We start from the raw sequence: 22,443 nt of genomic DNA on the forward strand, positions 1-22,443 counted from the left end.
TCTCCTCACACGTGCCAGGGGAAGCGGCTGAAGTCGGCCGGGCGCTTCTCCAGGAAGGAGTCGCGACCCTCGACGGCCTCCTCGGCCATGTACGCCAGCCGGGTCGTCTCCCCGGCGAACAGCTGCTGCCCGACCAGTCCGTCGTCGATCAGGTTGAACGAGTACTTGAGCATCCGCTGCGCGGTGGGGCTCTTGGCGACGATCCGCCGGCCCCAGTCCAGCGCGGTGGCCTCCAGCTCCGCGTGCGGCACGACCCTGTTGACCATGCCCATGCGGTGCGCGTCCTCGGCGGAGTACTCGTCGCCCAGGAAGAAGATCTCGCGGGCGAACTTCTGGCCGACCTGGCGGGCCAGGTACGCCGAGCCGAACCCGCCGTCGAAGCTGCCGACGTCCGCGTCGGTCTGCTTGAACCGGGCGTGCTCGGCGCTGGCCAGGGTCAGGTCGGCGACCACGTGCAGGCTGTGCCCGCCGCCGGCCGCCCAGCCCGGCACCACGCAGACGACGACCTTCGGCATGAACCGGATCAGCCGCTGCACCTCCAGGACGTGCAGCCGCCCGTTCGCGCCGTCGCCGGCCTCGTAGCCGTACTTCCCGCGCACCCGCTGGTCACCGCCGGAGCAGAACGCCCAGCCGGCGTCCTTCGGGCTGGGCCCGTTGCCGGTGAGCAGCACGCAGCCGACGTCGGTGGACAGCCGGGCGTGCTCGAACACGGCCAGCAGCTGGTCGACCGTCTGCGGGCGGAACGCGTTGCGCACCTCGGGCCGGTCGAAGGCGATCCGCACGACGCCGGCGTCCACGGCCCGGTGGTAGGTGATGTCGGTGAGCCCGTCGAAGCCCTCGACCTCCTGCCAGGCGGTGGGGTCGAAGATCTCCGAGACGTCGGGGCGCGCACTCACGGACCGAACCTAGCCGCCGGCCCGGCGCCCCGCTGACCCGGCGCCCACCGCCGTCCCCTGGTCTGATGGCGGCGTGCAGCTGCGGATCGGGACGCTCAACCTCGCCTCCGGCCGCGACGCCGGCGGCACCTCGGTGGACGCCGCCGCACTGCGCTCCGCGGTCGCCGGCCTGGACGCCGACGTGCTCGCCGTCCAGGAGGTGGACGCCGGCCAGCCGCGCTCGCACCTGCTCGACCAGACCGCCGAGGTGGCCGCCGCGCTCGGCGCGACCGACTGGCGGTTCGCCGCCGCGGTCGACGGCACCCCCAGCCCGTTCCGCAGCTGGACGCCGGTCGACCCGCCCGTGCTGCGCGGACCCGGGGAGCCGGCGACCGGCCCGCGGTACGGGATCGCGCTGCTGTCCCGCCGGCCGGTGCGGCGCTGGTCGGTGCTGTCGCTGGGCGCCGGGCGGGCGCGGCTGCCGATCCGGGCGCCGGACCCGCGCACGGGGCAGGCCCGCACCTGGTGGTTCCCCGACGAGCCGCGGCTGGCCGTCGCCGCGGAGCTCGACGGCGTCACCGTGGTCGGCGCGCACCTGTCGTTCGCCCCGCACACCGCGGCGTGGCAGCTGCTCCGGCTGCGCCGCTGGGCGGCCCGGCTGCCCGGGCCGGTGCTCGTCGCCGGGGACCTCAACCTGGTCGGCCCGCTCCCGGCCCGGCTGGCCCGCGCGCAGCGGCTGGCGACCGCGCACACCTACCCGGCGCACCGGCCGCGGGTGCAGTTCGACCACCTGCTGGCGCTGACGAGGGTGGCCGCGGGGCGCGCGGAGGTGCGGCAGCTCGCGCTCGGCGACCACCGCGCGGTCGTCGTCCCCCTGACCCTCTGACCCGCGGTCTTCCGCGAACAACCACGGGTGGTTGTTCGCGGAAGACCACCCCCGGCGCGGTTTCGGCGCCGAAAGCGGGGCCGGTTTCGGCGCCGAAAGCGGGAGGGGTCAGGTGAGGAGGGGCAGCAGGGTGGGGAGGGAGGCGGCGAAGCCGGGGTGCAGCGGGACGGCGGCCAGCTCGCCCAGCGGGAACCAGCCGACCCCGGTGCTCTCCTCGTTCAGCGAGAGGTCCGCGGCGTCCAGCGCACCGACCGGGGTGGCCAGCACCGTCGTGTAGGCCCAGCCGCCGTGGTCGTCGACCGACTCGGCGCCGAGCCGCAGGTCGGCGCGCCCCAGCCCGAGCTCCTCACCGGCCTCCCGCAGCGCGCCGTCCGCGGCGCTCTCCGCCGGGTGCAGCGCCCCGCCGGGGGTGCCCCAGGTGCCGCCGAAGTGCGACCACTCGACCCGCAGCTGCAGCAGCACCTCGACGCCGGCCGCGCCGGGCCGGTGCACGAGCAGCCCCGCGGCGCCGGCCAGCCCCCAGTGCCGGTGGCCGAGGGCGCACGTCGTCCACCCGTCGGTCGGCGAGCGGTGCAGCATCAGGCGGTGGGCAGGCCGCGGTGCCGGCGGGAGCTGATCACGCCGGTGTCGAAGCCGGCCCAGTGCAGGCCCCCGGCGAACCGGGCGTGCTCGATCTTCATGCAGCGGTCCATGACGACCTCGACCCCCTCCGCCTGGGCGCGGCGGGCGACGTCCTCGTCCCACAGCCCCAGCTGCAGCCAGAGCGTCCTCGCGCCGGCGGCGAGCGTCTCGTCGAGCACGGCCGGCAGGTCCGACGGCTTGCGGAAGACGTCGACGACGTCCGGGGTGCCGGGGACGTCGGCCAGCGACGGGTACACCGGGTGCCCGAGGATCTCGCTGGCCCGCGGGTTGACGAACCACAGCTCGTACGGCGACGTCGACAGCAGGTAGGTGGCGACGAAGTAGCTGGCCCGCGCCGGGTTGTCCGAGGCGCCGACGATCGCGACCGTCCTCGTCCGCTCCAGGATCCCCTGGCGTTCCCGGGCGCTGGGCCCCTCCCACGAGCGCACGTCAGGCTCCCTTCACGGCGGCGGCGAGCGCCTGGTCGAGGTCCCACAGCACGTCCTCGACGTCCTCGAGGCCCACCGAGATGCGGATCAGGTCCGGCGACACACCGCCGGTCTCCAGCTGCTCCACCGACAGCTGCCCGTGGGTGGTCGAGCCGGGGTGGATGACCAGCGTGCGGGCGTCACCGATGTTGGCCAGGTGGCTGCACAGCTCGACGTTCTCGATGAACCGACGCCCGGCGTCCCGGCCGCCGACCACGCCGAAGCTGAACACCGCGCCCGGCCCCTCGGGCAGGTAGCGCCGTGCCAGCGCGTGGTCGGGGTGGCCGGGCAGCCCGGAGTAGCGCACCCACGCGACCCGGTCGTCGGCGTCCAGCCACTCGGCGACCCGCTGCGCGTTGGCGACGTGCTCGCGCATCCGCTGCGGCAGCGTCTCGATGCCCATCAGCAGCAGGAACGCGGAGTGCGGGGCCAGCGTCGCGCCGACGTCCCGGAGCTGCTCGCTGCGCAGCTTGGTGAGGAAGCCGTACTCGCCGAAGTTGTCCCACCAGCGGATGCCGCCGTAGCTGTCGCTCGGCTCGGTCATCGTCGGGAACCGGCCGTTGCCCCAGTCGAAGGTGCCGGCGTCGACGACCAGCCCGCCCAGCGTCGTCCCGTGGCCGCCGAGGAACTTCGTGGCGGAGTGGATGACGATGTCGGCGCCGTGCTCGATCGGCCGGCACAGGTACGGGGTCGCGGTGGTCGCGTCGACCACCAGCGGCACCCCGGCGGCGTGCGCCACGTCGGCCAGCCCGCGGACGTCGGCGACGTCGCTGCCCGGGTTGGCGACCACCTCGGCGAACACCAGCTTGGTGCGGTCGGTGATCGCGGCCGCGTAGTCGGCCGGGTCGTTGCCGCGGACGAACGTCGTCTCCACGCCGAACCGGCGCAGCGTGACGTCGAGCTGGGTGATCGTGCCGCCGTACAGCGAGGCCGACGCGACGATGTGGTCGCCGGCGCCGGCGAGCGCGGCGAAGGTCAGGAACTCGGCCGACTGCCCGGACGACGTCGCGACCGCGCCCAGCCCGCCCTCCAGCGAGGCGATCCGCTCCTCCAGCGCCGCCACGGTGGGGTTGGCGATCCGGCTGTAGACGTTGCCGTACTTCTGCAGCGCGAACAGGTTCGCCGCGTCGTCCGGGGACTCGAAGACGAAGGACGTCGTCTGGTAGATCGGCACCGCCCGCGCTCCGGTGGCGGGGTCCGGCGCGCCACCGGCGTGCAGTGCGCGCGTGCGGAAGCCCCAGGTGCGGTCGGCCATCGTCGTCCTCTCGTCGGTCGCCCCTGAGTCTGCCCTGCCCGGCCGGTGGTTGCCCGCACCGCCGGGTGGGCACCCGTGGTGCGCAACGGAATCGACGAGGAGGACGACGTGGCGAGTGGCGTGGCGAGCGTGTGGGTGCCGGTGAGCGACATGGACCGGGCCCGCGCCTTCTACCGGGACACCCTGGGCCTGAGCGAGCAGAAGACCACCGAGGACTGGAGCGAGTTCGACGCGAACGGGCTGATGATCGGCCTGAACGCGCGGGAGAGCGCGCAGTCGGTCGACGGCGGCGCGGTGATCACCTTCCAGCCCGACGGCGACATCGAGGCGGAGGTCGAGGAGCTGAAGGGCAAGGGCGTCGAGTTCGCCGGCGGCATCAGCGACCACCCGTGGGGCCGGATCGCGCCGTTCAAGGACAGCGAGGGCAACGACCTGCAGCTGTACTCGCCGCCGTCGTCCTGACGCGTCGGAGTGTGGGGGCGCAGGTTTCCTGCGCCCCCACACTCCACAATGCAGCCGTGGAGACCGTGCAGCTGCGCCGCTACGTGTTCGAGCCCGGCCGGATGGCCGCCTTCCTCGAGTGGTTCCCGACCCTGCCGCCGGTGCGCGAGCAGTTCGGCTTCCGGCTGCTGTTCGCCCTGGCCGACGCCGAGCACGAGGTGTTCACCTGGGCGGTCGCGCACGACGGCGACCAGGCCGCCTTCCGCGCGGCCGAGGCCGGCTACCACGACTCCCCGGAGCGGGCCGCGGTGTTCGCGACGTTCCCCGCCGGCATCGCCGACACGCAGCTGGCGTTCGTCACCCCGCTCTGACCGGGGGCGGAGTGGATCCGTCGGCGTGAGCGCGGCGGGTCCACTCCATAAGCTGCCGCGCATGCGCATCGCCGTCTTCACCGGGTCGCAGCTCGGCCCCGCGTCCCACCGCACCGCCGCCGAGACCCTCGGCCGCGACCTGGCCCGGGCCGGGGTGGGCGTGGTCTACGGCGGCGGCAACGTCGGCCTGATGGGCGTGGTCGCCGACGCCGCGCTGGCCGCCGGCGGCGAGGTGGTCGGGGTGATCCCGCAGCACCTGGTCGACGACGAGGTCGCGCACGCCGGGCTGACCGACCTGGTCGTCGTCGGCTCGATGCACGAGCGCAAGGCGCGGATGGCCGAGCTGGCCGACGCGTTCGTCGCGCTGCCCGGCGCGGCCGGCACCCTCGAGGAGGTCTTCGAGGCCTGGACCTGGGGGATGCTCGGTCTGCACGAGAAGCCGGTGGCCTTCCTGGACGCCGACGGGTTCTGGCAGCCGCTGCTCGACCAGCTGCGCCGGATGGTCGACGACGGCTACCTGGCCGCCGGCCGGCTCGACGCGCTCGGGGTGGTGCACGACGCCGCCGGGCTGCTGGCCTTCGTCGAGGGCTACGAGCACCCGGCGCGCAAGTGGACCCCGCCACCGGCCGCCTGAGCTCGGCACCCTGATCCCGTGGACACCGCGGACGTCGTCGTGGTCGGCGGCGGGCCGGCCGGGGCCGCCTGCGCCGCAGCCGTGCGCCGGGCCCGCCCGGACGCCGACGTGCTGGTGCTCGACCGCAGCGACTTCCCGCGCGACAAGGTGTGCGGCGACGGCATCGCGCCCGAGGGCCTCGACGTGCTGGCCGGGCTCGGGCTGGACGTCGCCGCGCTGACCGCGGGCTTCCCGGCGGTGCCCCGGCTGCGGCTGCGCGGCCCGCGCGGCACGACCGTCGAGCGGACGACGGCCCGCCCGTCGCTGGTGGTGCCGCGCGAGGTGCTCGACGGGCGGCTGCTCGGCCAGGTGCTCGATGCGGGGGTGCGGTTCCGGCGGCACACCGTGCGGTCGCTGACCGTGCGGCCGGACGCAGTGGTGGTCGACGACGTGGTCACCGCCGGGGTGGTCGTGGGCGCGGACGGCGCGGAGTCCGTCGTCCGCCGGTCGCTGGGCGTGGCCCCCAACCCGCCGGACCGGCTGGCGGTGGCGATCCGCGGCTACGCACCGGAGCTGCCGTCGGTCGCCGGCGTGCAGGCGGTGCTGACGACGTCGCAGCGCTGGCCGGCGTACGCGTGGTCGTTCCCGCTCGGCGACGGCCGGGCCAACGTCGGCTACGGCGAACTCGTCTCGGGCGGTGTCACCCGGGCGGACCTGGTGGCCGGGCTGCACCGGCTGCTGCCCGGCGTGGAGCCCTCGGGGCTGCGGGCCCACCGGCTGCCGCTGTCGACCGGCCGGCCGCGCACCCCCGACGGTCGGGTGCTGCTCGCCGGCGACGCGCGGTCGCTGATCAACCCGCTGACCGGCGAGGGGATCTTCTACGCGGTGCTGTCCGGCGCGCTGGCCGGCGCGGCGGCGGTGCACGGCGAGCGGGCCGGGCGCGTGCACCGGCGGCTGCTGGCCCGCCGGCTCGGGGCGCACCTGCGGGCGTCGTCGGCGGCGTCGCAGCTGAGCCGGTGGCCGGCGCTGATGGACGCCGCGGTGCGCGCCGCCGCCGACGAGCAGGCGGTGTTCGACGACGTGGTGGCGCTGGGGCTGGCCGACGGCCGGCTCACCGCGCGGACGCTGGCCGCGACGGTCCGCCGGCTGCGCTGAGCGCCGGCCGTCAGACGGCGGTCGCGACGGCGACGCGGCCGCGGCCACCGCGCTTCGCGGAGTACAGCGCCGCGTCGGCCGCGGCGTAGAGCTCCTCGAGCCCGTGGGCGTGCACCGGCGCGTGGGCCACGCCGAGGCTGACCGAGATCGCCACCGCGGTGCCGTCGGCGAGCTCCAGCGGGGTGCCGCGGACCGCGTCGAGCACCTCGGCGGCGCGGCGCTCGGCCACGTCCGGGGTGCAGTCGGGCAGCAGCACGGCCAGCTCGTCGCCGCCCATCCGGGACAGCACGGCGTCCCCGGCGCGCACGACCGAGCGCAGCACCGTCGCGACGTGCACGAGGACGTCGTCGCCGACCGGGTGGCCGTGCTGGTCGTTGATGGACTTGAAGGAGTCGACGTCGACCATCACCAGCGCCGTCCCCTGGTTGCCGGCCGGGCCGGCGAGGGCCGTGGTGAGCGCGTCGTCCAGCACGCGCCGGTTGACCAGCCCGGTGAGCGAGTCGACCGAGGCCTGGCGCTGGAGCATCTCGACCAGCCGCTCCTGCGAGTCGCCCGCGCGGACCAGCATGACCGACATGACGGCCAGGACGGCGCCGAACAGGCTCAGGTCGCTGACCGCGTTGCCGAGCGGCTCGAGGTGCACCAGCACGATGCCGTCGGCGACGACGGCGACCCCGGTCACCAGGGCGACCGCGGCCCGCCGCAGGTGCACCCCCGCCCACAGCACGGGGAACGACAGGAAGCCCTGGGCGCCGGCCGAGGAGTCCCGGGTCACCCAGTTCATCAGGCAGCAGATGGCCACGCCGAGCAGCGCGATGAACAGGTACCCGCCGTAGCGGTCCAGCCGCTCGGGCGAGGCGACCGAGTACCCGGCGGCCACGCACAGCAGCAGGCCGGAGGTGATGTACGAGCCGATGACGCCGCCCGAGGACTGAGCGTTCGGCCCGAACAGCGAGAACACCACCAGGACGAGTGCGCAGACCACCAGGACCAGCACAGCCGTCCGGGCGGCGGCAGCAGGCTGCCGTGCCCTCATCGACCGTGGGATCCGCACCCCTCCATGGTCGGCGCGCCGGTGGGTCATGTTGCGCGCTACCGATCCTCGGACGACCCGAACGGGTGAGCCGGGCGCGCCGCGACACGGAGGTCACCGTCGCCGCGGACCGGTGACCGGCGCCGCCGACCCGTCATCCGGGCCGTCCGGGGCCGTGCAGGTCGACTTGTGGCCGGTTCCCGGGCCGGTCGCCGCGGCGCCGGACGGGGCTTCGCAACGATCCGGTGACGTGGGCCGCAGGACGTCGGCGGGCGGGGTCCCCGGCGCCGTCCGGACCGTAGTTTCCTGCACATCGCACGGCAGGGACGCCGGCGAGGCGGACCCGCTCGCGGGTGCGCTGGGGGCAGGGAGGCTTCGATGAACACGTCCGGTCGGGAGCTGCTGGTCGGCGACGGCGTCGTCCAGGGATGGTGGCTGGTCACGGGCCCGCACGAGGGCACGGGTGCGCTGCGCGCGGTCGCCGGCCCGTTCGCGGACGAGACGGACGCCGCGTGCGCCGCGCTGCAGCTGGTGGCCGGGCCGGGGGACCTGCGCCCGCTCTTCGCCGGTCGGCTGGACGACGGCTCGCTGGCGGGTCGCCCCTCCCCGGCCGAGCAGGCGTGGGTGCAGCACCTGGGGGCGCAGCTGGACCGGCTGTCCGCGGGCTGGGACGACGACCTGCCCGACGCCCTGGTCACGCTGGTGGTGGAGGTCGCCGCCGCGCTGTCCGACGCGGGCCTCCCCCTCGTCGACGGCACGACGCCGACCGGGCCGGTGTCCGGCGGGGTGTGCCTGACGCCGGACGCCGGTCAGGACGGCGTGGTCGTCAGCTGGCGGCAGCACGACCGGATGAGCGTCGGCCTGGTGCGCGGCGCCGCTGCCGACGCCGCCGTGCAGCGCGCGATGAACGACGCGGTCGCCGAGGTGCTCAGCCTGCTCGACCTGGAGGTGCACCCCTTCGGCTACGGGACCGCCTACATCGTCCGGCTGGCCGGCTGCTGACCGGCGACGGCCGGTCTCAGCTCGTCGCGACCGCCAGCCGGTCGCGACCGGCCCGCTTGGCGCGGTAGAGCGCCGAGTCGGCAGCGGAGTACAGCGCCCGCGGGTCGCTGCCCGGTCCCGCGACGGCGGCCACCCCGATGCTCACGGACAGGGCCAGCAGCGTGCCGTCGGGGAGCGCCAGCGGCTCGGCGCGGACGGCGTCCAGCAGGTCCGCGGCCCGGGCGGCGGCGACGTCCGCCGGGCAACCGGGCAGCACGACGGCGAGCTCGTCCCCGCCCAGGCGGCCCACGACGGCGTCCGCCGGCCGGACGGCGCGGCCGAGCACGGTGGCCAGGTGCGCCAGTGCGGCGTCGCCGACCGGGTGCCCGTGGTCGTCGTTGATGCGCTTGAAGTGGTCGACGTCGACCAGCACGAGCGCCGCACCGGCGCGGAGGCCGACGGCGTGGGCCACCTCGTCGTCCAGCACCCGGCGGGTGGCCAGGCCCGTGACGACGTCGACGTCGGCCTGCCTGCGCACGACTCGCAGCAGCTCCTCCCGCCGGTCCTGCGACCGGACCAGCACGACCGTCAGGGTCACCAGCGCGGCGCCGGTGAACAGCGAGTCGGTGAGCGCGCGGGCGGGATCGGACAGCACCAGGGTGACGCCCAGGTTGCCGACACCCGCGATGCCGGTGACCAGGGCGGCCGCCGGGGCGCGGAACTTCGCGGCGGCCAGCAGCACCGGCATGACGAGGAAGACCTGGGCGGCGGCCGAGTGGTCGTGGGTGACGAGGTTGGTCGCGTGCACCGCCAGCGCACCGAGCACCGGGATGGCCAGCAGTGCGCCGCGCGCGTCGAGCGCTGCCGGCGGCACGCGCCGGCAGGCCAGGACGCCCGCCAGCAGGACAGCGACGACGGACCAGCACACGACCTGACCGGCCGGGGTGCGGTTGACCGGGTCCGCGACGGCGGCGACGGCGAGCACGCCGGCGCACGCCGCCTGCACGATCACGGAGACCAGGGCGGCGGTGGCGGGGTCGCGGGTCCGGAGCCCCTCGGGCAGCAGCACCAGATCGACATCGACCGGTCGGGGCCGTGGCTGAGCGCGCGCCTCCCCCGTCCGGGGGAGAGAGCGGAGGGCGTGGGATTCGAACCCACGATGAGGCTTCCACCCCATAGCGGTTTTCAAGACCGCCGCCATCGGCCACTAGGCGAGCCCTCCTGGTGTAGGCAGGCTATCCCGCCGCCGTCCACGGCCGGCCCGACGCGCCACCCGGCCCGGGGAACCGGACCTGCCCCGGGGAACGGGACCGGCCCCGCCCCGCGGGTGCGGGACGGGGCCGGAGCCGGGTGCGGTGCGGTGCGGGTCAGGCGTTGCGGCGCCGACCGAAGAGCACCAGCGCGCCACCGGCGAGCAGGGCCACGAGCCCGCCGCCGAGGTAGGGCAGCACGGTCGCGCCGGTGTAGGCGAGGCCCGTGCCGTTCCCGGTGGCCGCGGCAGCCGTGCCGCCGGTGACCGCGACCTCGACGACCAGGTTGCGCGGGTCACCGTTCACGTCGACGCCGGAGGCGACGAGGTGGTGCGTGCCGTTGGCCAGCTCCTTGGGGAGGGTGACCTCCTGGCTGAAGGTGCCGTCGGGGCCGACGACCGCCGAGCCCAGCGAGACCGGGGTGGAGTAGATGACCAGCTCGACGGTGGAGCCGGGCAGGAAGTCCTTGCCGGAGATGACGACCTTGCCGCCGGCGACGGCCTTGCCGTCCTTGGCGTCGCTGGTCAGCACGCCCGAGGCCTTGGGCAGCGTCTGGGAGACGGCGACCGGGGCGACGGTGGCGGTGGTCACCGGCTCGGAGCTGACACCCCACTCGTCACCGGTGGTGGCGACCACGTAGACGTCGTAGACCTGGCCGGCCGGGACGCCGAGGACGCAGCTGAAGGTGGCGGCGTCGGTGGCGCACATCGGCGGCTCGTCGCCCGACTGGGCCTTGGTCGGGATGGCCCACGCGACGTAGCCGGTCACGCCCTGCGGCTCGGCCGACGGCTTCCAGCCCACCTTGATCGACGACGGGCCGGCGACGGCCGTCACCGCGGTCGGGGCGGGCGCCACCGGCGCGGCGGAGACGGGCTCCGATGCCTCGGTGGGCTTGTTGTTCGTGGTGAACCGGAAGGAGACCGAGTAGCTCTTGCCGGTCACCAGACCGCCGATGGTGCCCTCGTACTGGAAGTCGCCGGTGTTCTCCACGTCGGTGACCGCGGTCCAGGAACCGCCGTTCAGCGAGTACTGGACGCCGGTGATCTTCTCGCCGTCGGCGACGGTGGTGCGCCACAGCTGGAAGGACAGCGAGTGGTCGCCGCCGTCGACCCACTTGACGTTCGGGGCGCCGGTCACGGTGACGGCCGGCGGCTGCTCCTGCTGGCCGCCGTCGTTCTCGTCGACCGGGTCGGTGACGACGACGCCGCCGCCGTTGTCCTGCGGGGCGCACAGGTGGGCGGTGCCAGAGATGACGCCGTCGCCCATCGTGGGAGCGTTCACGGCGACGGTCGGCGTCGCGCCCTGCGGGTGGACGAAGCCGTGACCGCCACCGAGGCCGTAGCCCTCGTCGGCGCCGGCGCCCGCGCCGCCGTCGGCCGACAGGTACTCGCCGCCGATCGCGCCGCCCGCCAGGCCCTGCTGCGCCGGCGGCAGGAACTCCGAGGTGCGCACCGCCGAAGCCGCGCCGCCACCGCCACCGGCGTACAGGTCGCCGTCGTACCAGCCGTCGAGGCCGTTGCCGCCGGCCCAGTTGCGGCCGCCCGCGCCCGGGCTCGCCGGGTCGCCGGCGAGGGCGTCCCCACCCTTGGTGCCGGGGTAGAGCCAGTAGCTCACGGTGTCGTCGGGCGCGATGTCGAGGTCGGTCTCCACGACGAGGTGGTCGGCCAGCGAGCCCTCGTTCTCGTTGGTGTCGGCACCGCCGGAGCCACCCGTCAGGTCCCACGTGATGCTGCAGTACCGGTCGTCGATGGTGAGCTCGTGCTCGCCGTCGACCAGGAGGACGTCGGCGTCGGACGACGCGTCGGTGGAGAAGGTGAAGTCGCGGTCCACGCTGGCGGAGGCGACTCCGGTGACCGAGAGGACGGCCGTGGACATGCCGATCGCGCTGACGGCGAGGACCGCCGCGGCACGACGGGACGGGGACGTGATGCGCACGTCGGCTCCCTGCTGGGGGTGCCCGGGGTGCCGGGCGCAGACGTCCGGGGTGCCGGACGTCGAGGACAGTGACGGCTCAGACGACCCACAGTCGGCGCGACACCGAGCCGTGTGACGCCGCGTGACCTCATCGTTATCTGCGGTGGACGATCCTGGTCGTCGGCGACAACTGCCAAGCGTCGGATCGTGGCGACGTTCCCACCATGGCGACAAGTCACCAATGCGCGGCTGTGGCCGGGCAGCGCCGGCCCGGACGAACGGATCAGCGTGGCGAGACGCGGGCCACAGCGGGCATGCCGGTCGGCCCCCTAGAGTTCTGGTAGGTGGATCCGGTCCGCGACTGTCCGCGTCGACCTCCCCGCGCCCCTGCACTCGAAGGAACTCGTGACCTCACCCCAGCCGTCCCCCACTGCCCGCCGCCGCGAGCGCACCTCCGTCCGCGCAGCGGCCGACCGCGGCACCGACCGCCAGGCCCGCCGTGACGAGGCCCGCGCCCAGGAGATCTGGGTCGAGGGTGCTGCGCCCGAGCTGCCCACCCGCGCCGTCCGGCCCGAGCAGGTGGTGTTCCACCTCGGCCCGACGAACTCCGGCAAGACCTACGAGTCGCTGCAGGCGCTGGCCCGCACCGGCTCCGGCGTCTACGCCGCACCGCTGCGCCAGCTCGCGCACGAGGCGTACGCGAAGCTCTCCGCCCAGCTCCCGCCGGGCACCGTCGGCCTGTCGACCGGCGAGGAGGAGATCGACCCGTTCGCACCGATCGTCTGCTGCACGGTGGAGAAGGCCCCGCTGCGCGGTGAGCTGCTCGTGCTCGACGAGTCGCACTGGGTCGCCGACCCCGACCGCGGCCACCACTGGGCGCGGCTGCTGCTCACCGGCGAGTACCGGGAGATGCACCTCATCTCCGCCGCCGAGGCCTACCTGCTGCTCAAGCCGCTGGTCGCCGACGCCGAGCACGTCGAGGTCGTCAACCACAAGCGGCTGTCCCGGCTGGACGTGCTGCGCGCCCCGGTCCGCCCGGACACGGTGCGCCCGCAGACGCTGGTCGTCGCGTTCTCCCGCAAGAACGTCTACGCCGTCGCCGCCGAGCTCGACGTGCACCGGCCCGGCAAGGTCGGCGTCCTCTACGGCGCCCTGCCCCCGGCCACCCGCCGCGAGGTGATCGAGAAGTTCACCGACGGCGAGTTCGACGTCCTGGTCACCACCGACGTCATCGGGCACGGCATCAACGTGCCGGCCACCACCGTGCTGTTCGCCGAGACGACGAAGTTCGACGGCCAGAAGGTGCGCCCGCTGCGCACCTGGGAGGCCGCGCAGATCGCCGGCCGCGCCGGCCGCTACGGGCTGACCGGCCACGGCACCGTCGGCGTCCTCACCAGGGTCACCGGCATGCGGCCGGAGGTCGCCCTGGTGCACCGCGGTGCGGCCGTCGCCCGCGGCGACGAGATGAGCGACCTGCCCAAGCGCGCGCCGCGGCTGCGGCCGGAGCTGGAGGACCTCGGCGCCTACGAGCCGCAGGACCTGCCCGAGGCGCTGGCCCGCTGGCAGGCCTGGGCGCGGGAGGCCACCCGCGACAGCGCCATGACCGCGGACGACGTCAGCACGCTGATCATGCGCGTGCAGGTGCTGCTGCCGCTGCTGCGCGGCCCGCTGGGCGCCGGCGCCGACCTGAACACCGTGTGGCGGCTGGTCAACCTGGCCATCGACTACAACCCGCCGCGGCGCACCCGCTGGCTGGTGCTGGCCAAGGCCGCGCTGCAGCACGCCGTCGGCCAGCCGGTGCAGCCCGAGCTGGTGCTGCCCGACCTGCCGGTCGAGGGCAGCGTCGAGGAGTGGGAGCAGACCGCCGCGGCCGCCCGCGACGCGCAGACGCTGCTCCGCCAGTTCCCCGACGTCGCCGGCCTGTCCAGCGACGACGCCGCGTGGGTCGAGGAGGAGTGCGCCGAGACGATCTCGGAGATGCTCCCCGGCGCCATCTCGCTGGGCCGTTCGGGCACCTGCGGCGGGTGCGGCACCGCGATCGCCCCCTGGTTCTCCACCTGCAAGTCGTGCAGCGCGCCGTCCGGCCGCGGCGGCGGCGAGCGCGACCGGCGTCCCGCGGGGGCGTCCCGGAGCGGCGGCCGGCGCACCGCGGGCCGGGCCGCCGGCCGGGCGCTCGGCGGCCGGCAGGGTGGGCCGAAGGGCCGGTCCCGCCGGGGCTGACCTCCCCCGGGCTGGCACAGTGGCCCGATGGGACCGCTGGCAGGACTCCGGGTGGTCGAGCTGGCCGGGATCGGTCCCGGCCCGTTCGCCGCGATGCTGCTGGCCGACCTCGGCGCCGACGTGCTGCGGATCGACCGGCCCGGCGCCGCCCCGCCGCTGGACCCGTCTGCGGACCTGCTCAACCGCGGCCGCCGGTCGGCCGCGATCGACCTGAAGCACCCGGACGGCGTGGCGACCGCGCTGGAGCTGGCCGGCCGGGCCGACGTGCTGGTCGAGGGCTGGCGGCCCGGCGTCGCCGAGCGGCTGGGGCTCGGGCCCGAGGAGTGCCTGGCCCGCAACCCGCGGCTGGTCTACGGCCGGATGACCGGGTGGGGCCAGGACGGCCCGCTCGCCGGCACCGCCGGGCACGACCTCGACTACGTGGCCGTCACCGGCGCGCTCTCGGCGATCGGCCGGGCCGGCGGGCCGCCGCAGGTGCCGCTCAACCTCCTCGGCGACTTCGGTGGCGGCGGCACGTACCTGGTCGTCGGGGTGCTCGCGGCACTGCTGGAACGATCGGTCAGCGGTCGCGGCCAGGTGATCGACGCGGCGGTCGTCGACGGCACCGCGCACCTGTCCACGCTGGTCGTCGGGCTGCTCGGCGCCGGGCTGTGGACCGACAGCCGGGGGCAGAACCTGCTCGACACCGGCGTCCCCTGGTACGACGTGTACGAGACCGCGGACGGCGCGCACCTGGCCGTCGCCGCGCTGGAGCCGCAGTTCTACGCGGAGCTGCTGGACCGGCTCGGCCTGACCGGCACCGCGCCGTCCCGCGACGACCGCGCGCAGTGGCCGGCGCTGCGCGCGCTGCTCGCGACCACGATCGCCGGGCGCACCCGCGCCGAGTGGGAGGCGGTGTTCGCGGGCTCGGACGCCTGCGCCGCCCCGGTGCTGTCGTGGACCGAGGCGTTCACGCACCCGCACCTGGCCGCGCGCGGGACCTACGTCGAGCACGACGGCGTCGTCCAGCCGGCGCCCGCGCCGCGGTTCTCCCGGACGCCGGGAGCGCTGTCGACCCCGCCGCCGCGGCCGGGCCAGCACACCCGCGAGGCGCTCACCGCCTGGGGGGTGCCGGACGTCGACCGGCTGCTGGCGACGGGCGCGGCCGTGCAGGCCTGAGGCTGCTCCTCGGCCGACGTCAGCGCGCGCGGACGACGCCGACCAGGTGCTCGGTGCCCGACTTCTCGCTGCGGACGGCGAGGTCCCAGCCTTCGCCGACCGCGGCGGTCGACAGCACCACGGTCGAGGGCAGCAGCAACGGTTTGCGGAACCCGACGTCCACGCTCAGCGACTCCGGCAGCCGGCCCTGCAGCGCGGCCAGCGCGCGGGCCTTGACCCACATGCCGTGCGCGATGGCCCGCTTGAACCCGAACGCCTTGGCGCTCAGCGCGGACAGGTGGATCGGGTTCACGTCGCCGCTCACCTTCGCGTAGCGCCGGCCGGCGTCGTCCGGGACCCGCCAGCGGGCCGCGACCCCCTCGACGTCGCCCACCGGCACGTCGACGTCGGCGTCGGGAGCTCCCTCGGGCGCGGTCGCCGAGCGGGACAGGTAGGTCGAGCGGCAGCGCCAGACCTCGTCACCGGCCACCCGGACCGAGGAGACCAGGTCGACGGTCGCGCCACGCCGGTGCGCGGCCAGCGTCTGCGCCCAGACCTCGAGGTCCAGCCGCTCGCCCGCGCCCACGGCGCGCACCTGCTCGATCCGGTTGCGCACGTGCACCAGGCCGGGCAGTGCCAGCGGGAACGAGCGGTCGGCCATCAGCGTCAGCTGCAGCGGGAAGGTGAGCACGAACGGGAACGGAACCGGCAGCGCGCCGCTCAGCCCGAACCCGCACACCCGCGCGTAACCGGCCAGCTGGGCCGGGTCGACCTCGACGCCGACCCGGGCCAGGTGGGTGCCCGGGAGGTCGCCGCCGCGGCCGCGCGCGGTGAACGCGGCCCGCGCGTACAGCGCCGCCATGTTCGGCGCCTCGGTGAGCACGGTCGGTGCCATCACGCCCCCAGCAGCGACTGGCCGCAGACCCGCACGACCTGGCCGTTGACCCCGGCGCTGGCCGGCTGGGCGAGGAAGGCGATGGTCTCGGCGACGTCGACCGGCAGCCCGCCCTGCTGCAGCGAGTTCAGCCGGGCGCCGACCTCGCGGGTGCCCAGCGGCATCGTCGCGGTCATCTCGGTGACGATGAAGCCCGGCGCGACGGCGTTGATCGTCGCCCCGCGCTCGGCGAACGCCGGCGCCCAGGCGCGCACCATGCCGATGATGCCGGCCTTGCTCGCCGCGTAGTTGGTCTGCCCGCGGTTGCCGGCGATGCCCGACTGCGAGCTGACGCTGACCACCCGGGCCCCGGGCCCGAGCGCACCCTCGGTGTCCAGCAGCGCCTGCGTGATGTCCAGCTGGGCCTGCAGGTTCACCGCCATCACCGAGTTCCAGCGGGCGGCGTCCATGTTCACCAGCAGCTTGTCGCGGGTGATGCCGGCGTTGTGCACCACGACGTCCACCCCGCCGTGCCGGGCGAGCAGCTGGCGGGCCAGCCGGGGGCCGGCGTCGGCGGCGGTGATGTCCAGGGCGACCGCCGTCCCGCCGATCTCGTTGGCGACGGCGGCGAGCTGCTCCCCCGCGGCCGGGACGTCGATCGCGACCACGTGCGCGCCGTCGCGGGCCAGCACCCGGGCGATCGCCGCACCGATGCCGCGCGCCGCCCCGGTGACCACGGCGACCTTGCCGGCCAGCGGCGCGGTCTCGTCCTGCCCGGGCGCCTCGGTGGCGGCCAGGGTGAGCACCTGGCCGTCGACGTAGGCCGAGCGGCCGGAGAGGAAGAACCGCAGCGGGCCGGGCAGCGCGTCCTCGGCACCGAGCGGCATGAGCACAAGGTTGGCCGTGACACCGCCGCGCAGCTCCTTGGCCACCGACCGCACCAGCCCCTCGAGCGCCTGCCGGGCGGCGGCCTGGGCCACCGAGCCGGCGTCGGCCGGCGGGTCGGCGAGCACGACCAGCCGGCCGCTCGGCGCGAGCCGCTTCACCGCGGGGGCGAGGAAGTCGTGCGCGCCGGCCAGGTCGGCGGGGCCGGTGAGGCCGGTGGCGTCGAGCACCACGGCACCCAGCCGCTCGCCGTCCGTGCTGCCGTCGGCCACCACCGGGGACAGCACGGTCACGCCGGCGTCGCGCAGCACCTCGGTCACGGCCGTGCGCAGCCGGCCCTCCCCGGCCGAGCCGACGACCGCCGGCCCGGCGAGCAGCGGCTGACCCGGCTCGTACCGGCGCAGCACCGCCGGCCGGGGCAGGCCGAGCTGCCGGGTGATCGTCGTCCCGACCCCGGAGTTGGCGAAGTCGCGGTACCAGTCACTCACTGTTGCTCTCCTTCGTGCCGGCCTCGGCACCGAGGCCGGGAGGGGTGGGTCAGGACTCGAGGATCGCGACGACGCCCTGGCCGCCGGCGGCGCAGATGCTGATCAGCCCGCGCTTGCCCGGGCCGGCCTCGGCCAGCAGCTTGGCCAGCGTCGCGACGATCCGCCCGCCGGTGGCGGCGAACGGGTGGCCCGCGGCCAGCGACGAGCCCGCGACGTTGAGCTTGGCGCGGTCGATCGGGCCCAGCGGCGCGTCGAGGCCGAGCTTCTCCTTGCAGAACGCCGGGCTCTCCCACGCCTTGAGGGTCGACAGCACGGTCGAGGCGAAGGCCTCGTGCACCTCGTAGAAGTCGAAGTCCTGCAGGGTGAGGCCGTTGCGCTGCAGCAGCGCCGGGACGGCGTAGGCCGGGGCCATGAGCAGCCCCTCGCCGCCGTGCACGTAGTCGACCGCCGCGGTCTGCGCGTCGACCAGGTGCGCCAGCACCGGCAGCCCGCGCGCGGCGGCCCACTCGTCGCTGGCCAGCAGCACCGCCGAGGCGCCGTCGGTGAGCGGCGTGGAGTTGCCCGCGGTCATGGTGGCGTCGGGCCCGGTGCCGAAGACCGGCTTGAGCTTCGCCAGCTTCTCCAGCGAGGTGTCCGGCCGGAGGTTGTTGTCGCGGGACAGACCGAGGTAGGGCGTCACCAGGTCGTCGAAGAAGCCGCGCTCGTAGGCGGCGGCCAGGTTCTGGTGCGAGCGCAGGGCGAGCTCGTCCTGCTCGGCCCGGCCGATCTCCCACTCCAGCGCGGTGATCGCGGCGTGGTCGCCCATCGCGAGACCGGTGCGCGGCTCGCTGTTGCGCGGGACGTCGGGCAGCAGCTGCCCCGGGCGGACCCCGGCCAGCGCCTTGAGCCGCTGCTGCAGCGTCTTCGCCGCGTTCAGCTTCATCAGAACCCGGCGCAGCTCGTCGTTGACGGCGACCGGCGCGTCGGACGCGGTGTCGACGCCACCGGCGATGCCGGACTCGACCTGGCCCAGCGCGATCTTGTTGGCGACCAGGACGGCGGCCTCGAGGCCCGTGCCGCACGCCTGCTGGACGTCGTAGGCCGGCGTCGCCGCCGACAGCCGGGAGCCGAGCACGGCCTCGCGGGTGAGGTTGAAGTCGCGGGAGTGCTTGAGGACGGCGCCGGCCACGACCTCGCCGACCTGCTCGCCCTGCAGCCCGAAGCGGGCGACCAGCCCGTCGAGGGTGGCGGTGAGCATGTCCTGGTTGCTGGCCTGCGCGTAGGCGGTGGTGGCCCGGGCGAACGGGATGCGGTTGCCGCCGACGATCGCGGCCCGGCGCGTGCTGGGGCGGGGAGTGGCTGCCATCGGTGCCTCCGGAGGGTGGGTCGCTTTGCTCGGTACCGACGGTATCAGGTACCGTCCGTAACGTGAACTCGGAGCTCAGGCCGCTGACGCGGGAGGAGCACGCCCGCCGCGACCGCCGCGACTCGCGGTGGGACGAGCACCGCCGTGCCCGCCGCGAGCAGCTGGTCGACGCCACGCTGGCCGCGGTCTCCCGGCACGGCGCCGGGGTGGGCATGGAGGAGATCGCCGCCGAGGCCGGCACCAGCAAGACCGTCGTGTACCGGCACTTCACCCACCGCAGCGACCTGTACGTCGCCGTCTGCGCCCGGGTCGCCGAGCAGCTCACCCGCCGGCTGCGCACCGCGATGGGCAGCAGCTCCGACCCGCGCTCGATGGTCGTCGCCGCGGTCGACACCTACCTGGCGTTCCTGGAGGCCGACCCGGAGGTCTACCGGTTCGTCGTGTCGCACGGCCTGACCGACCGTCCGGTCGGCGACGACCCGGTCAGCAGCCTCTCCGACCTGGTCGGCGACGAGGCGGCCCGGCTGGTCGCCGACGCGCTGACCGCCGCCGGCCGCGACCCGGCGCCGGCCGCGCCGTGGGGCCACGGGGTCATCGGGCTGGTCCGCGCCGCCGCCGACTGGTGGGTGCGCGCCGACCGGCCGATCCCGCGCGCCGAGCTGGCCGCCCAGCTCACCGACCTCGCCTGGGCCGGCCTGGCCGGCGTCACCGCACCCGTGCCCGCGACGCAGGCGTCGCGGGACAGCAAGGAGGAAGCATGACCAGCTCGCCCCTCGCCCCGGTCGACCCGAAGGCGCTCACCGAGGTGCTCGACGGCCGGTGGGCCCACGTCCGCCGCGACGCCCGCGAGCACCTGGGCGAGGCGAAGTACGCGCCGGTCTACGGCGAGTCGGTCGCCGAGGCCCGTGCGCGCGTCACCCGGCTGTGCGCCGACCTGGCCGCCACCGGGCGCACCGCCTACGGCTTCCCCGCCGCGTACGGCGGGCAGGACGACCCGGGCGCCTCGGTGGTCTCGGTGGAGATGCTGGCGTTCGGCGACCTGTCGCTGATGGTGAAGGCCGGCGTGCAGTGGGGCCTGTTCGGCGGCGCCGTCCACGCGCTGGGCACCCAGCGCCACCACGACGAGTTCCTGCCGTCGATCATCGACTTCTCCCTGCCCGGCTGCTTCGCGATGACCGAGACCGGCCACGGCTCCGACGTCCAGCAGCTGCGCACCACCTGCACGTACGACCCCGCGACGCAGACGTTCGACCTGCACACCCCGCACGAGGCGGCGCGCAAGGACTACATCGGCAACGCCGCCCAGGACGGCCGGATGGCGGTCGTCTTCGCCCAGCTGGTCACCGGCGGGGAGGGCCGGGGCGTGCACGCCTGGCTGGTCCCGATCCGCGACGAGCAGGGCAACCCGCTGCCCGGCGTCACCATCGGCGACGACGGCCCCAAGGCCGGCCTGCTCGGCGTCGACAACGGCCGGCTCGGCTTCGACCACGTGACCGTGCCGCGGGAGATGCTGCTGGACCGCTACGGCCAGGTCGCCCCCGACGGCACCTACACCTCGAGCATCGAGAACGAGACGCGCCGCTTCTTCACCATGCTCGGCACGCTGGTGCGCGGCCGGGTCAGCGTGGGCGGCTCGGCGTCGTCGGCCACCAAGGTCGCGCTCGAGATCGCCGTCCGGTACGGCGACGTCCGCCGCCAGTTCGCCGCCCCCGGCGAGGAGCGGGAGGTCGTCGTCAACGACTACCTGGTCCACCAGCGCAAGCTGGTGCCGGCGCTGGCCACGAGCTACGCGCTGGCCTTCGCCCAGGAGGAGCTGCTCTGCCGGATGCACGACGTGCTGGTGGGCGGGCAGGGCGGGTCCGGGGCAGCGGTCGACGAGACGGCGCAGCGCGAGCTGGAGTCGCGGGCCGCCGGGCTCAAGGCCGCGCAGACCTGGCACGCCACGCGCACCATCCAGACCGCCCGGGAGGCCTGCGGCGGCGCCGGCTACCTGCAGGAGAACCGGCTGCCGCAGCTCAAGGCCGACACCGACGTGTTCACCACGTTCGAGGGTGACAACACCGTCCTGCTGCAGTTGGTCGCCAAGGGCCTGCTCACCGGCTACCGCGACGCGTTCGGCTCGCTCGACGGCTGGGGCCGGGCGCAGTTCGTCGCCGAGCAGGTCCGCGAGACCGTGCTGGAGCGGACGGCGGCCCGCGGGCTGATCCAGCGGCTGGTCGACGCGGTGCCCGGCCGCGGCGAGGAGGTGCCGTTCACCGACCGCGGGTGGCAGCTGGCCGCGTTCGAGGACCGCGAGAAGCACGTCCTGGACGGCGCCATCAAGCGGCTGCGGCGCGGAGCGGCGACCAAGAAGGACCGGCCCTTCGACATCTTCAACGACGTGCAGGACCACGTGCTGAAGACGGCGACCGCGCACATCGACCGGATCGTGCTGGAGGCGTTCGTCGCCGGCATCGAGCGGACCGCCGACCCGGCCGCGAAGGCGCTGCTGTCCAAGGTCTGCGACCTGTACGCGCTGTCGACCATCGAGGCGGACAAGGGCTGGTTCCTCGAGCACGGGCGGCTGACCCCTCCCCGGGCGAAGGCGCTCACCGGGGCGGTGAACGACCTGCTCAAGGAGCTGCGGCCGCACCTGCGCACCCTGGTCGACGGCTTCGCGGTCCCGCAGGAGTGGCTCAACTGCGCCATCCTGCGCGAGGAGGACCAGCGCCAGGAGGCCATGGCCGCGCACGACGCCGCGCTCCGGGCCGCCGGCACCGAGCCGGCGGTGCCGGCCACCGCCACCGACCTGGAGATGGCCCCCGCCCAGTAGCCGGCGCCGGGTGGCCGCGTCCACGGACCCGGCCACCCGGATGATGTGCGGCTGTGTACCTGGCAGCAGCGGCGGACACCGGTCTGCACGTCCCGGCGGCGGTCGACCTGGCCGCCATCGTCGTCGGCGCGCTCACCGGCGGGCTGCTGGCCGCCCGCGAGGGGTTCGCGGTGTCCGGCGTCCTGCTGCTGGCGGTCAGCACGGGCCTGGGCGGCGGGCTGATCCGCGACGTTCTGCTCGCCGAGGGCCCGCCGGTCGCGCTGACCAACCCGGCCTACCTGCCCACCGTGGCGGTCACCGCGGCGGTCACCTTCTTCTTCTCCGGCTGGCTGTCCCGGCTCACCTCGCTGATCGTCGTGCTCGACGCGATCACCGTCGGCTTCTTCACCGTGGTCGGCGCGCAGAAGGCGCAGCTGGCCGGGCTGCCCAGCGCCTCGGTGGTGTTCATCGGCACGCTCACCGCGGTCGGCGGGGCGGTGATCCGCGACCTGCTGCTCGCCCAGCGCGCCGACATCGTCCAACCCGGCCCCTACAACGCGGTCGCCGCGCTCCTCGGCGCGATCCTGCTCAGCGTGCTCGCCGGGCCGGTCGGGCTCGGCCCGCTGCCCGTCGCGGCCGTGGTCATCACGTTCGTCACCGGCCTGCGCGTGCTGTCGGTGTGGCGCGGCTGGGAGGCCCCGGTGGCGCTGGACCTGCGCAGCAGGATGATCAACCGCGGCCGGCCACCGCGCACCCGGCGCCGCAACCGGCCGCTGCGTCCCCGGCGCCGGCCGCGGGCCTGAGCCCGCGGACCCCCGGC

Annotated in this window: 21 protein-coding genes and 1 tRNA gene; 11 read left to right on the forward strand and 11 right to left on the reverse strand. The window is 75.3% G+C overall.

All coding sequences use genetic code 11. The features are described 5' to 3' along the window. Positions 1-5: 5 nt before the first annotated feature. Positions 6-896 (reverse strand): 1,4-dihydroxy-2-naphthoyl-CoA synthase, encoded by an 891-nt coding sequence (locus AB0J00_RS13880; RefSeq protein WP_357745293.1) that lies wholly within the window; start codon positions 894-896, stop codon positions 6-8. 73 nt (positions 897-969) lie between these two features. On the opposite strand from AB0J00_RS13880, the gene AB0J00_RS13885 reads away from it, so the two are divergent. After that, positions 970-1,761 carry an endonuclease/exonuclease/phosphatase family protein gene (locus AB0J00_RS13885; protein ID WP_357745296.1) on the forward strand — a complete coding sequence of 264 codons (792 nt, stop codon included), beginning with the start codon at positions 970-972 and terminating at the stop codon, positions 1,759-1,761. A 108-nt stretch (positions 1,762-1,869) separates the two neighbouring features. Here AB0J00_RS13885 and AB0J00_RS13890 read toward each other — a convergent pair whose 3' ends face one another. The 3 genes from AB0J00_RS13890 to AB0J00_RS13900 are packed head-to-tail and all read right to left on the reverse strand — an operon-like array spanning position 1,870 to position 4,125. Then, positions 1,870-2,340: an NUDIX domain-containing protein gene (locus tag AB0J00_RS13890; RefSeq protein ID WP_357745299.1), complete on the reverse strand. Its 471-nt coding sequence runs from the start codon at positions 2,338-2,340 to the stop codon at positions 1,870-1,872. Beyond that, positions 2,340-2,831: a CoA-binding protein gene (locus tag AB0J00_RS13895; RefSeq protein WP_357745301.1), complete on the reverse strand. Its 492-nt coding sequence runs from the start codon at positions 2,829-2,831 to the stop codon at positions 2,340-2,342. The genes AB0J00_RS13890 and AB0J00_RS13895 overlap by 1 nt, the downstream gene beginning before the upstream one ends. A gap of 1 nt (position 2,832) precedes the next feature. Next, the gene (locus AB0J00_RS13900; RefSeq protein ID WP_357745304.1) at positions 2,833-4,125 is read right to left on the reverse strand and encodes an O-acetylhomoserine aminocarboxypropyltransferase/cysteine synthase family protein; all 1,293 of its coding nucleotides are present in this window, start codon (positions 4,123-4,125) and stop codon (positions 2,833-2,835) included. 75 nt (positions 4,126-4,200) lie between these two features. On the opposite strand from AB0J00_RS13900, the gene AB0J00_RS13905 reads away from it, so the two are divergent. From AB0J00_RS13905 to AB0J00_RS13920, 4 genes are all read left to right on the forward strand, one after another. Beyond that, on the forward strand, positions 4,201-4,587 hold the full coding sequence (locus AB0J00_RS13905) for a VOC family protein (protein WP_357745307.1): 387 nt from the start codon (positions 4,201-4,203) through the stop codon (positions 4,585-4,587). 56 nt (positions 4,588-4,643) lie between these two features. After that, complete coding sequence (locus AB0J00_RS13910; protein WP_357745310.1) at positions 4,644-4,937, forward strand: hypothetical protein; 294 nt, start codon at positions 4,644-4,646, stop codon at positions 4,935-4,937. A gap of 61 nt (positions 4,938-4,998) precedes the next feature. Next, the gene (locus AB0J00_RS13915) at positions 4,999-5,571 is read left to right on the forward strand and encodes a TIGR00730 family Rossman fold protein (RefSeq protein ID WP_357745313.1); all 573 of its coding nucleotides are present in this window, start codon (positions 4,999-5,001) and stop codon (positions 5,569-5,571) included. Between the two features lie 18 nt (positions 5,572-5,589). Then, positions 5,590-6,705 (forward strand): geranylgeranyl reductase family protein, encoded by a 1,116-nt coding sequence (locus AB0J00_RS13920; RefSeq protein WP_357745316.1) that lies wholly within the window; start codon positions 5,590-5,592, stop codon positions 6,703-6,705. Positions 6,706-6,715: 10 nt separating this feature from the next. On the opposite strand, the gene AB0J00_RS13925 is transcribed toward AB0J00_RS13920, so the two are convergent. Then, positions 6,716-7,741 (reverse strand): GGDEF domain-containing protein, encoded by a 1,026-nt coding sequence (locus tag AB0J00_RS13925; protein WP_357745319.1) that lies wholly within the window; start codon positions 7,739-7,741, stop codon positions 6,716-6,718. Positions 7,742-8,116: 375 nt separating this feature from the next. Here AB0J00_RS13925 and AB0J00_RS13930 point away from each other — a divergent pair, with 375 nt between their 5' ends. After that, the gene (locus AB0J00_RS13930; protein ID WP_357745322.1) at positions 8,117-8,740 is read left to right on the forward strand and encodes a hypothetical protein; all 624 of its coding nucleotides are present in this window, start codon (positions 8,117-8,119) and stop codon (positions 8,738-8,740) included. 16 nt (positions 8,741-8,756) lie between these two features. On the opposite strand, the gene AB0J00_RS13935 is transcribed toward AB0J00_RS13930, so the two are convergent. The 3 genes from AB0J00_RS13935 to AB0J00_RS13945 form a co-directional block, all read right to left on the reverse strand. Further along, a complete protein-coding gene (locus AB0J00_RS13935) occupies positions 8,757-9,788 on the reverse strand; it encodes a GGDEF domain-containing protein (RefSeq protein ID WP_357745325.1) in 1,032 nt (343 codons plus the stop codon). A gap of 64 nt (positions 9,789-9,852) precedes the next feature. Further along, positions 9,853-9,941: transfer RNA gene (locus AB0J00_RS13940), tRNA-Ser, on the reverse strand. Positions 9,942-10,086: 145 nt separating this feature from the next. Further along, complete coding sequence (locus AB0J00_RS13945; protein ID WP_357745328.1) at positions 10,087-11,904, reverse strand: hypothetical protein; 1,818 nt, start codon at positions 11,902-11,904, stop codon at positions 10,087-10,089. A 384-nt stretch (positions 11,905-12,288) separates the two neighbouring features. Here AB0J00_RS13945 and AB0J00_RS13950 point away from each other — a divergent pair, with 384 nt between their 5' ends. Both AB0J00_RS13950 and AB0J00_RS13955 read left to right on the forward strand, forming a co-directional pair. After that, a complete protein-coding gene (locus AB0J00_RS13950; RefSeq protein WP_357745330.1) occupies positions 12,289-14,103 on the forward strand; it encodes a helicase-related protein in 1,815 nt (604 codons plus the stop codon). A 27-nt stretch (positions 14,104-14,130) separates the two neighbouring features. Further along, positions 14,131-15,261: a CaiB/BaiF CoA-transferase family protein gene (locus tag AB0J00_RS13955; RefSeq protein WP_357745332.1), complete on the forward strand. Its 1,131-nt coding sequence runs from the start codon at positions 14,131-14,133 to the stop codon at positions 15,259-15,261. Positions 15,262-15,280: 19 nt separating this feature from the next. Here the strand turns inward: AB0J00_RS13955 and AB0J00_RS13960 are convergent, their stop codons facing one another. The 3 genes from AB0J00_RS13960 to AB0J00_RS13970 are packed head-to-tail and all read right to left on the reverse strand — an operon-like array spanning position 15,281 to position 18,832. Then, positions 15,281-16,135, reverse strand: a complete 855-nt coding sequence (locus AB0J00_RS13960; RefSeq protein WP_357745606.1) for a MaoC/PaaZ C-terminal domain-containing protein — start codon at positions 16,133-16,135, stop codon at positions 15,281-15,283. Continuing rightward, on the reverse strand, positions 16,135-17,487 hold the full coding sequence (locus AB0J00_RS13965; protein WP_357745334.1) for a 3-oxoacyl-ACP reductase: 1,353 nt from the start codon (positions 17,485-17,487) through the stop codon (positions 16,135-16,137). Before AB0J00_RS13965 ends, AB0J00_RS13960 begins: the two co-directional genes overlap by 1 nt. 49 nt (positions 17,488-17,536) lie before the next feature. Continuing rightward, positions 17,537-18,832 carry an acetyl-CoA C-acetyltransferase gene (locus AB0J00_RS13970; RefSeq protein ID WP_357745336.1) on the reverse strand — a complete coding sequence of 432 codons (1,296 nt, stop codon included), beginning with the start codon at positions 18,830-18,832 and terminating at the stop codon, positions 17,537-17,539. A gap of 62 nt (positions 18,833-18,894) precedes the next feature. On the opposite strand from AB0J00_RS13970, the gene AB0J00_RS13975 reads away from it, so the two are divergent. From AB0J00_RS13975 to AB0J00_RS13985, 3 genes are read left to right on the forward strand one after another with little or no spacing between them, the layout of a single operon-like run. Beyond that, positions 18,895-19,593 (forward strand): TetR/AcrR family transcriptional regulator, encoded by a 699-nt coding sequence (locus AB0J00_RS13975; RefSeq protein ID WP_357745339.1) that lies wholly within the window; start codon positions 18,895-18,897, stop codon positions 19,591-19,593. Next, positions 19,590-21,644: an acyl-CoA dehydrogenase gene (locus AB0J00_RS13980; RefSeq protein WP_357745341.1), complete on the forward strand. Its 2,055-nt coding sequence runs from the start codon at positions 19,590-19,592 to the stop codon at positions 21,642-21,644. Before AB0J00_RS13975 ends, AB0J00_RS13980 begins: the two co-directional genes overlap by 4 nt. A 53-nt stretch (positions 21,645-21,697) precedes the next feature. Then, positions 21,698-22,426 (forward strand): TRIC cation channel family protein, encoded by a 729-nt coding sequence (locus AB0J00_RS13985; protein WP_357745344.1) that lies wholly within the window; start codon positions 21,698-21,700, stop codon positions 22,424-22,426. Positions 22,427-22,443 lie beyond the last annotated feature (17 nt).

It is taken from the genome of Modestobacter sp. NPDC049651, from assembly GCF_040659695.1.
Taxonomy (GTDB): domain Bacteria; phylum Actinomycetota; class Actinomycetes; order Mycobacteriales; family Geodermatophilaceae; genus Modestobacter.

Coding starts and splice junctions, on each gene's coding strand:
- AB0J00_RS13890 (WP_357745299.1), bottom strand. CDS start 2,340: ATGCTGCACCGCTCGCCGACCGACGGGTGGACGACGTGCGCCCTCGGC.
- AB0J00_RS13900 (WP_357745304.1), bottom strand. CDS start 4,125: ATGGCCGACCGCACCTGGGGCTTCCGCACGCGCGCACTGCACGCCGGT.
- AB0J00_RS13915 (WP_357745313.1), top strand. CDS start 4,999: ATGCGCATCGCCGTCTTCACCGGGTCGCAGCTCGGCCCCGCGTCCCAC.
- AB0J00_RS13925 (WP_357745319.1), bottom strand. CDS start 7,741: ATGAGGGCACGGCAGCCTGCTGCCGCCGCCCGGACGGCTGTGCTGGTC.
- AB0J00_RS13930 (WP_357745322.1), top strand. CDS start 8,117: ATGAACACGTCCGGTCGGGAGCTGCTGGTCGGCGACGGCGTCGTCCAG.
- AB0J00_RS13955 (WP_357745332.1), top strand. CDS start 14,131: ATGGGACCGCTGGCAGGACTCCGGGTGGTCGAGCTGGCCGGGATCGGT.
- AB0J00_RS13960 (WP_357745606.1), bottom strand. CDS start 16,135: ATGGCACCGACCGTGCTCACCGAGGCGCCGAACATGGCGGCGCTGTAC.
- AB0J00_RS13970 (WP_357745336.1), bottom strand. CDS start 18,832: ATGGCAGCCACTCCCCGCCCCAGCACGCGCCGGGCCGCGATCGTCGGC.
- AB0J00_RS13980 (WP_357745341.1), top strand. CDS start 19,590: ATGACCAGCTCGCCCCTCGCCCCGGTCGACCCGAAGGCGCTCACCGAG.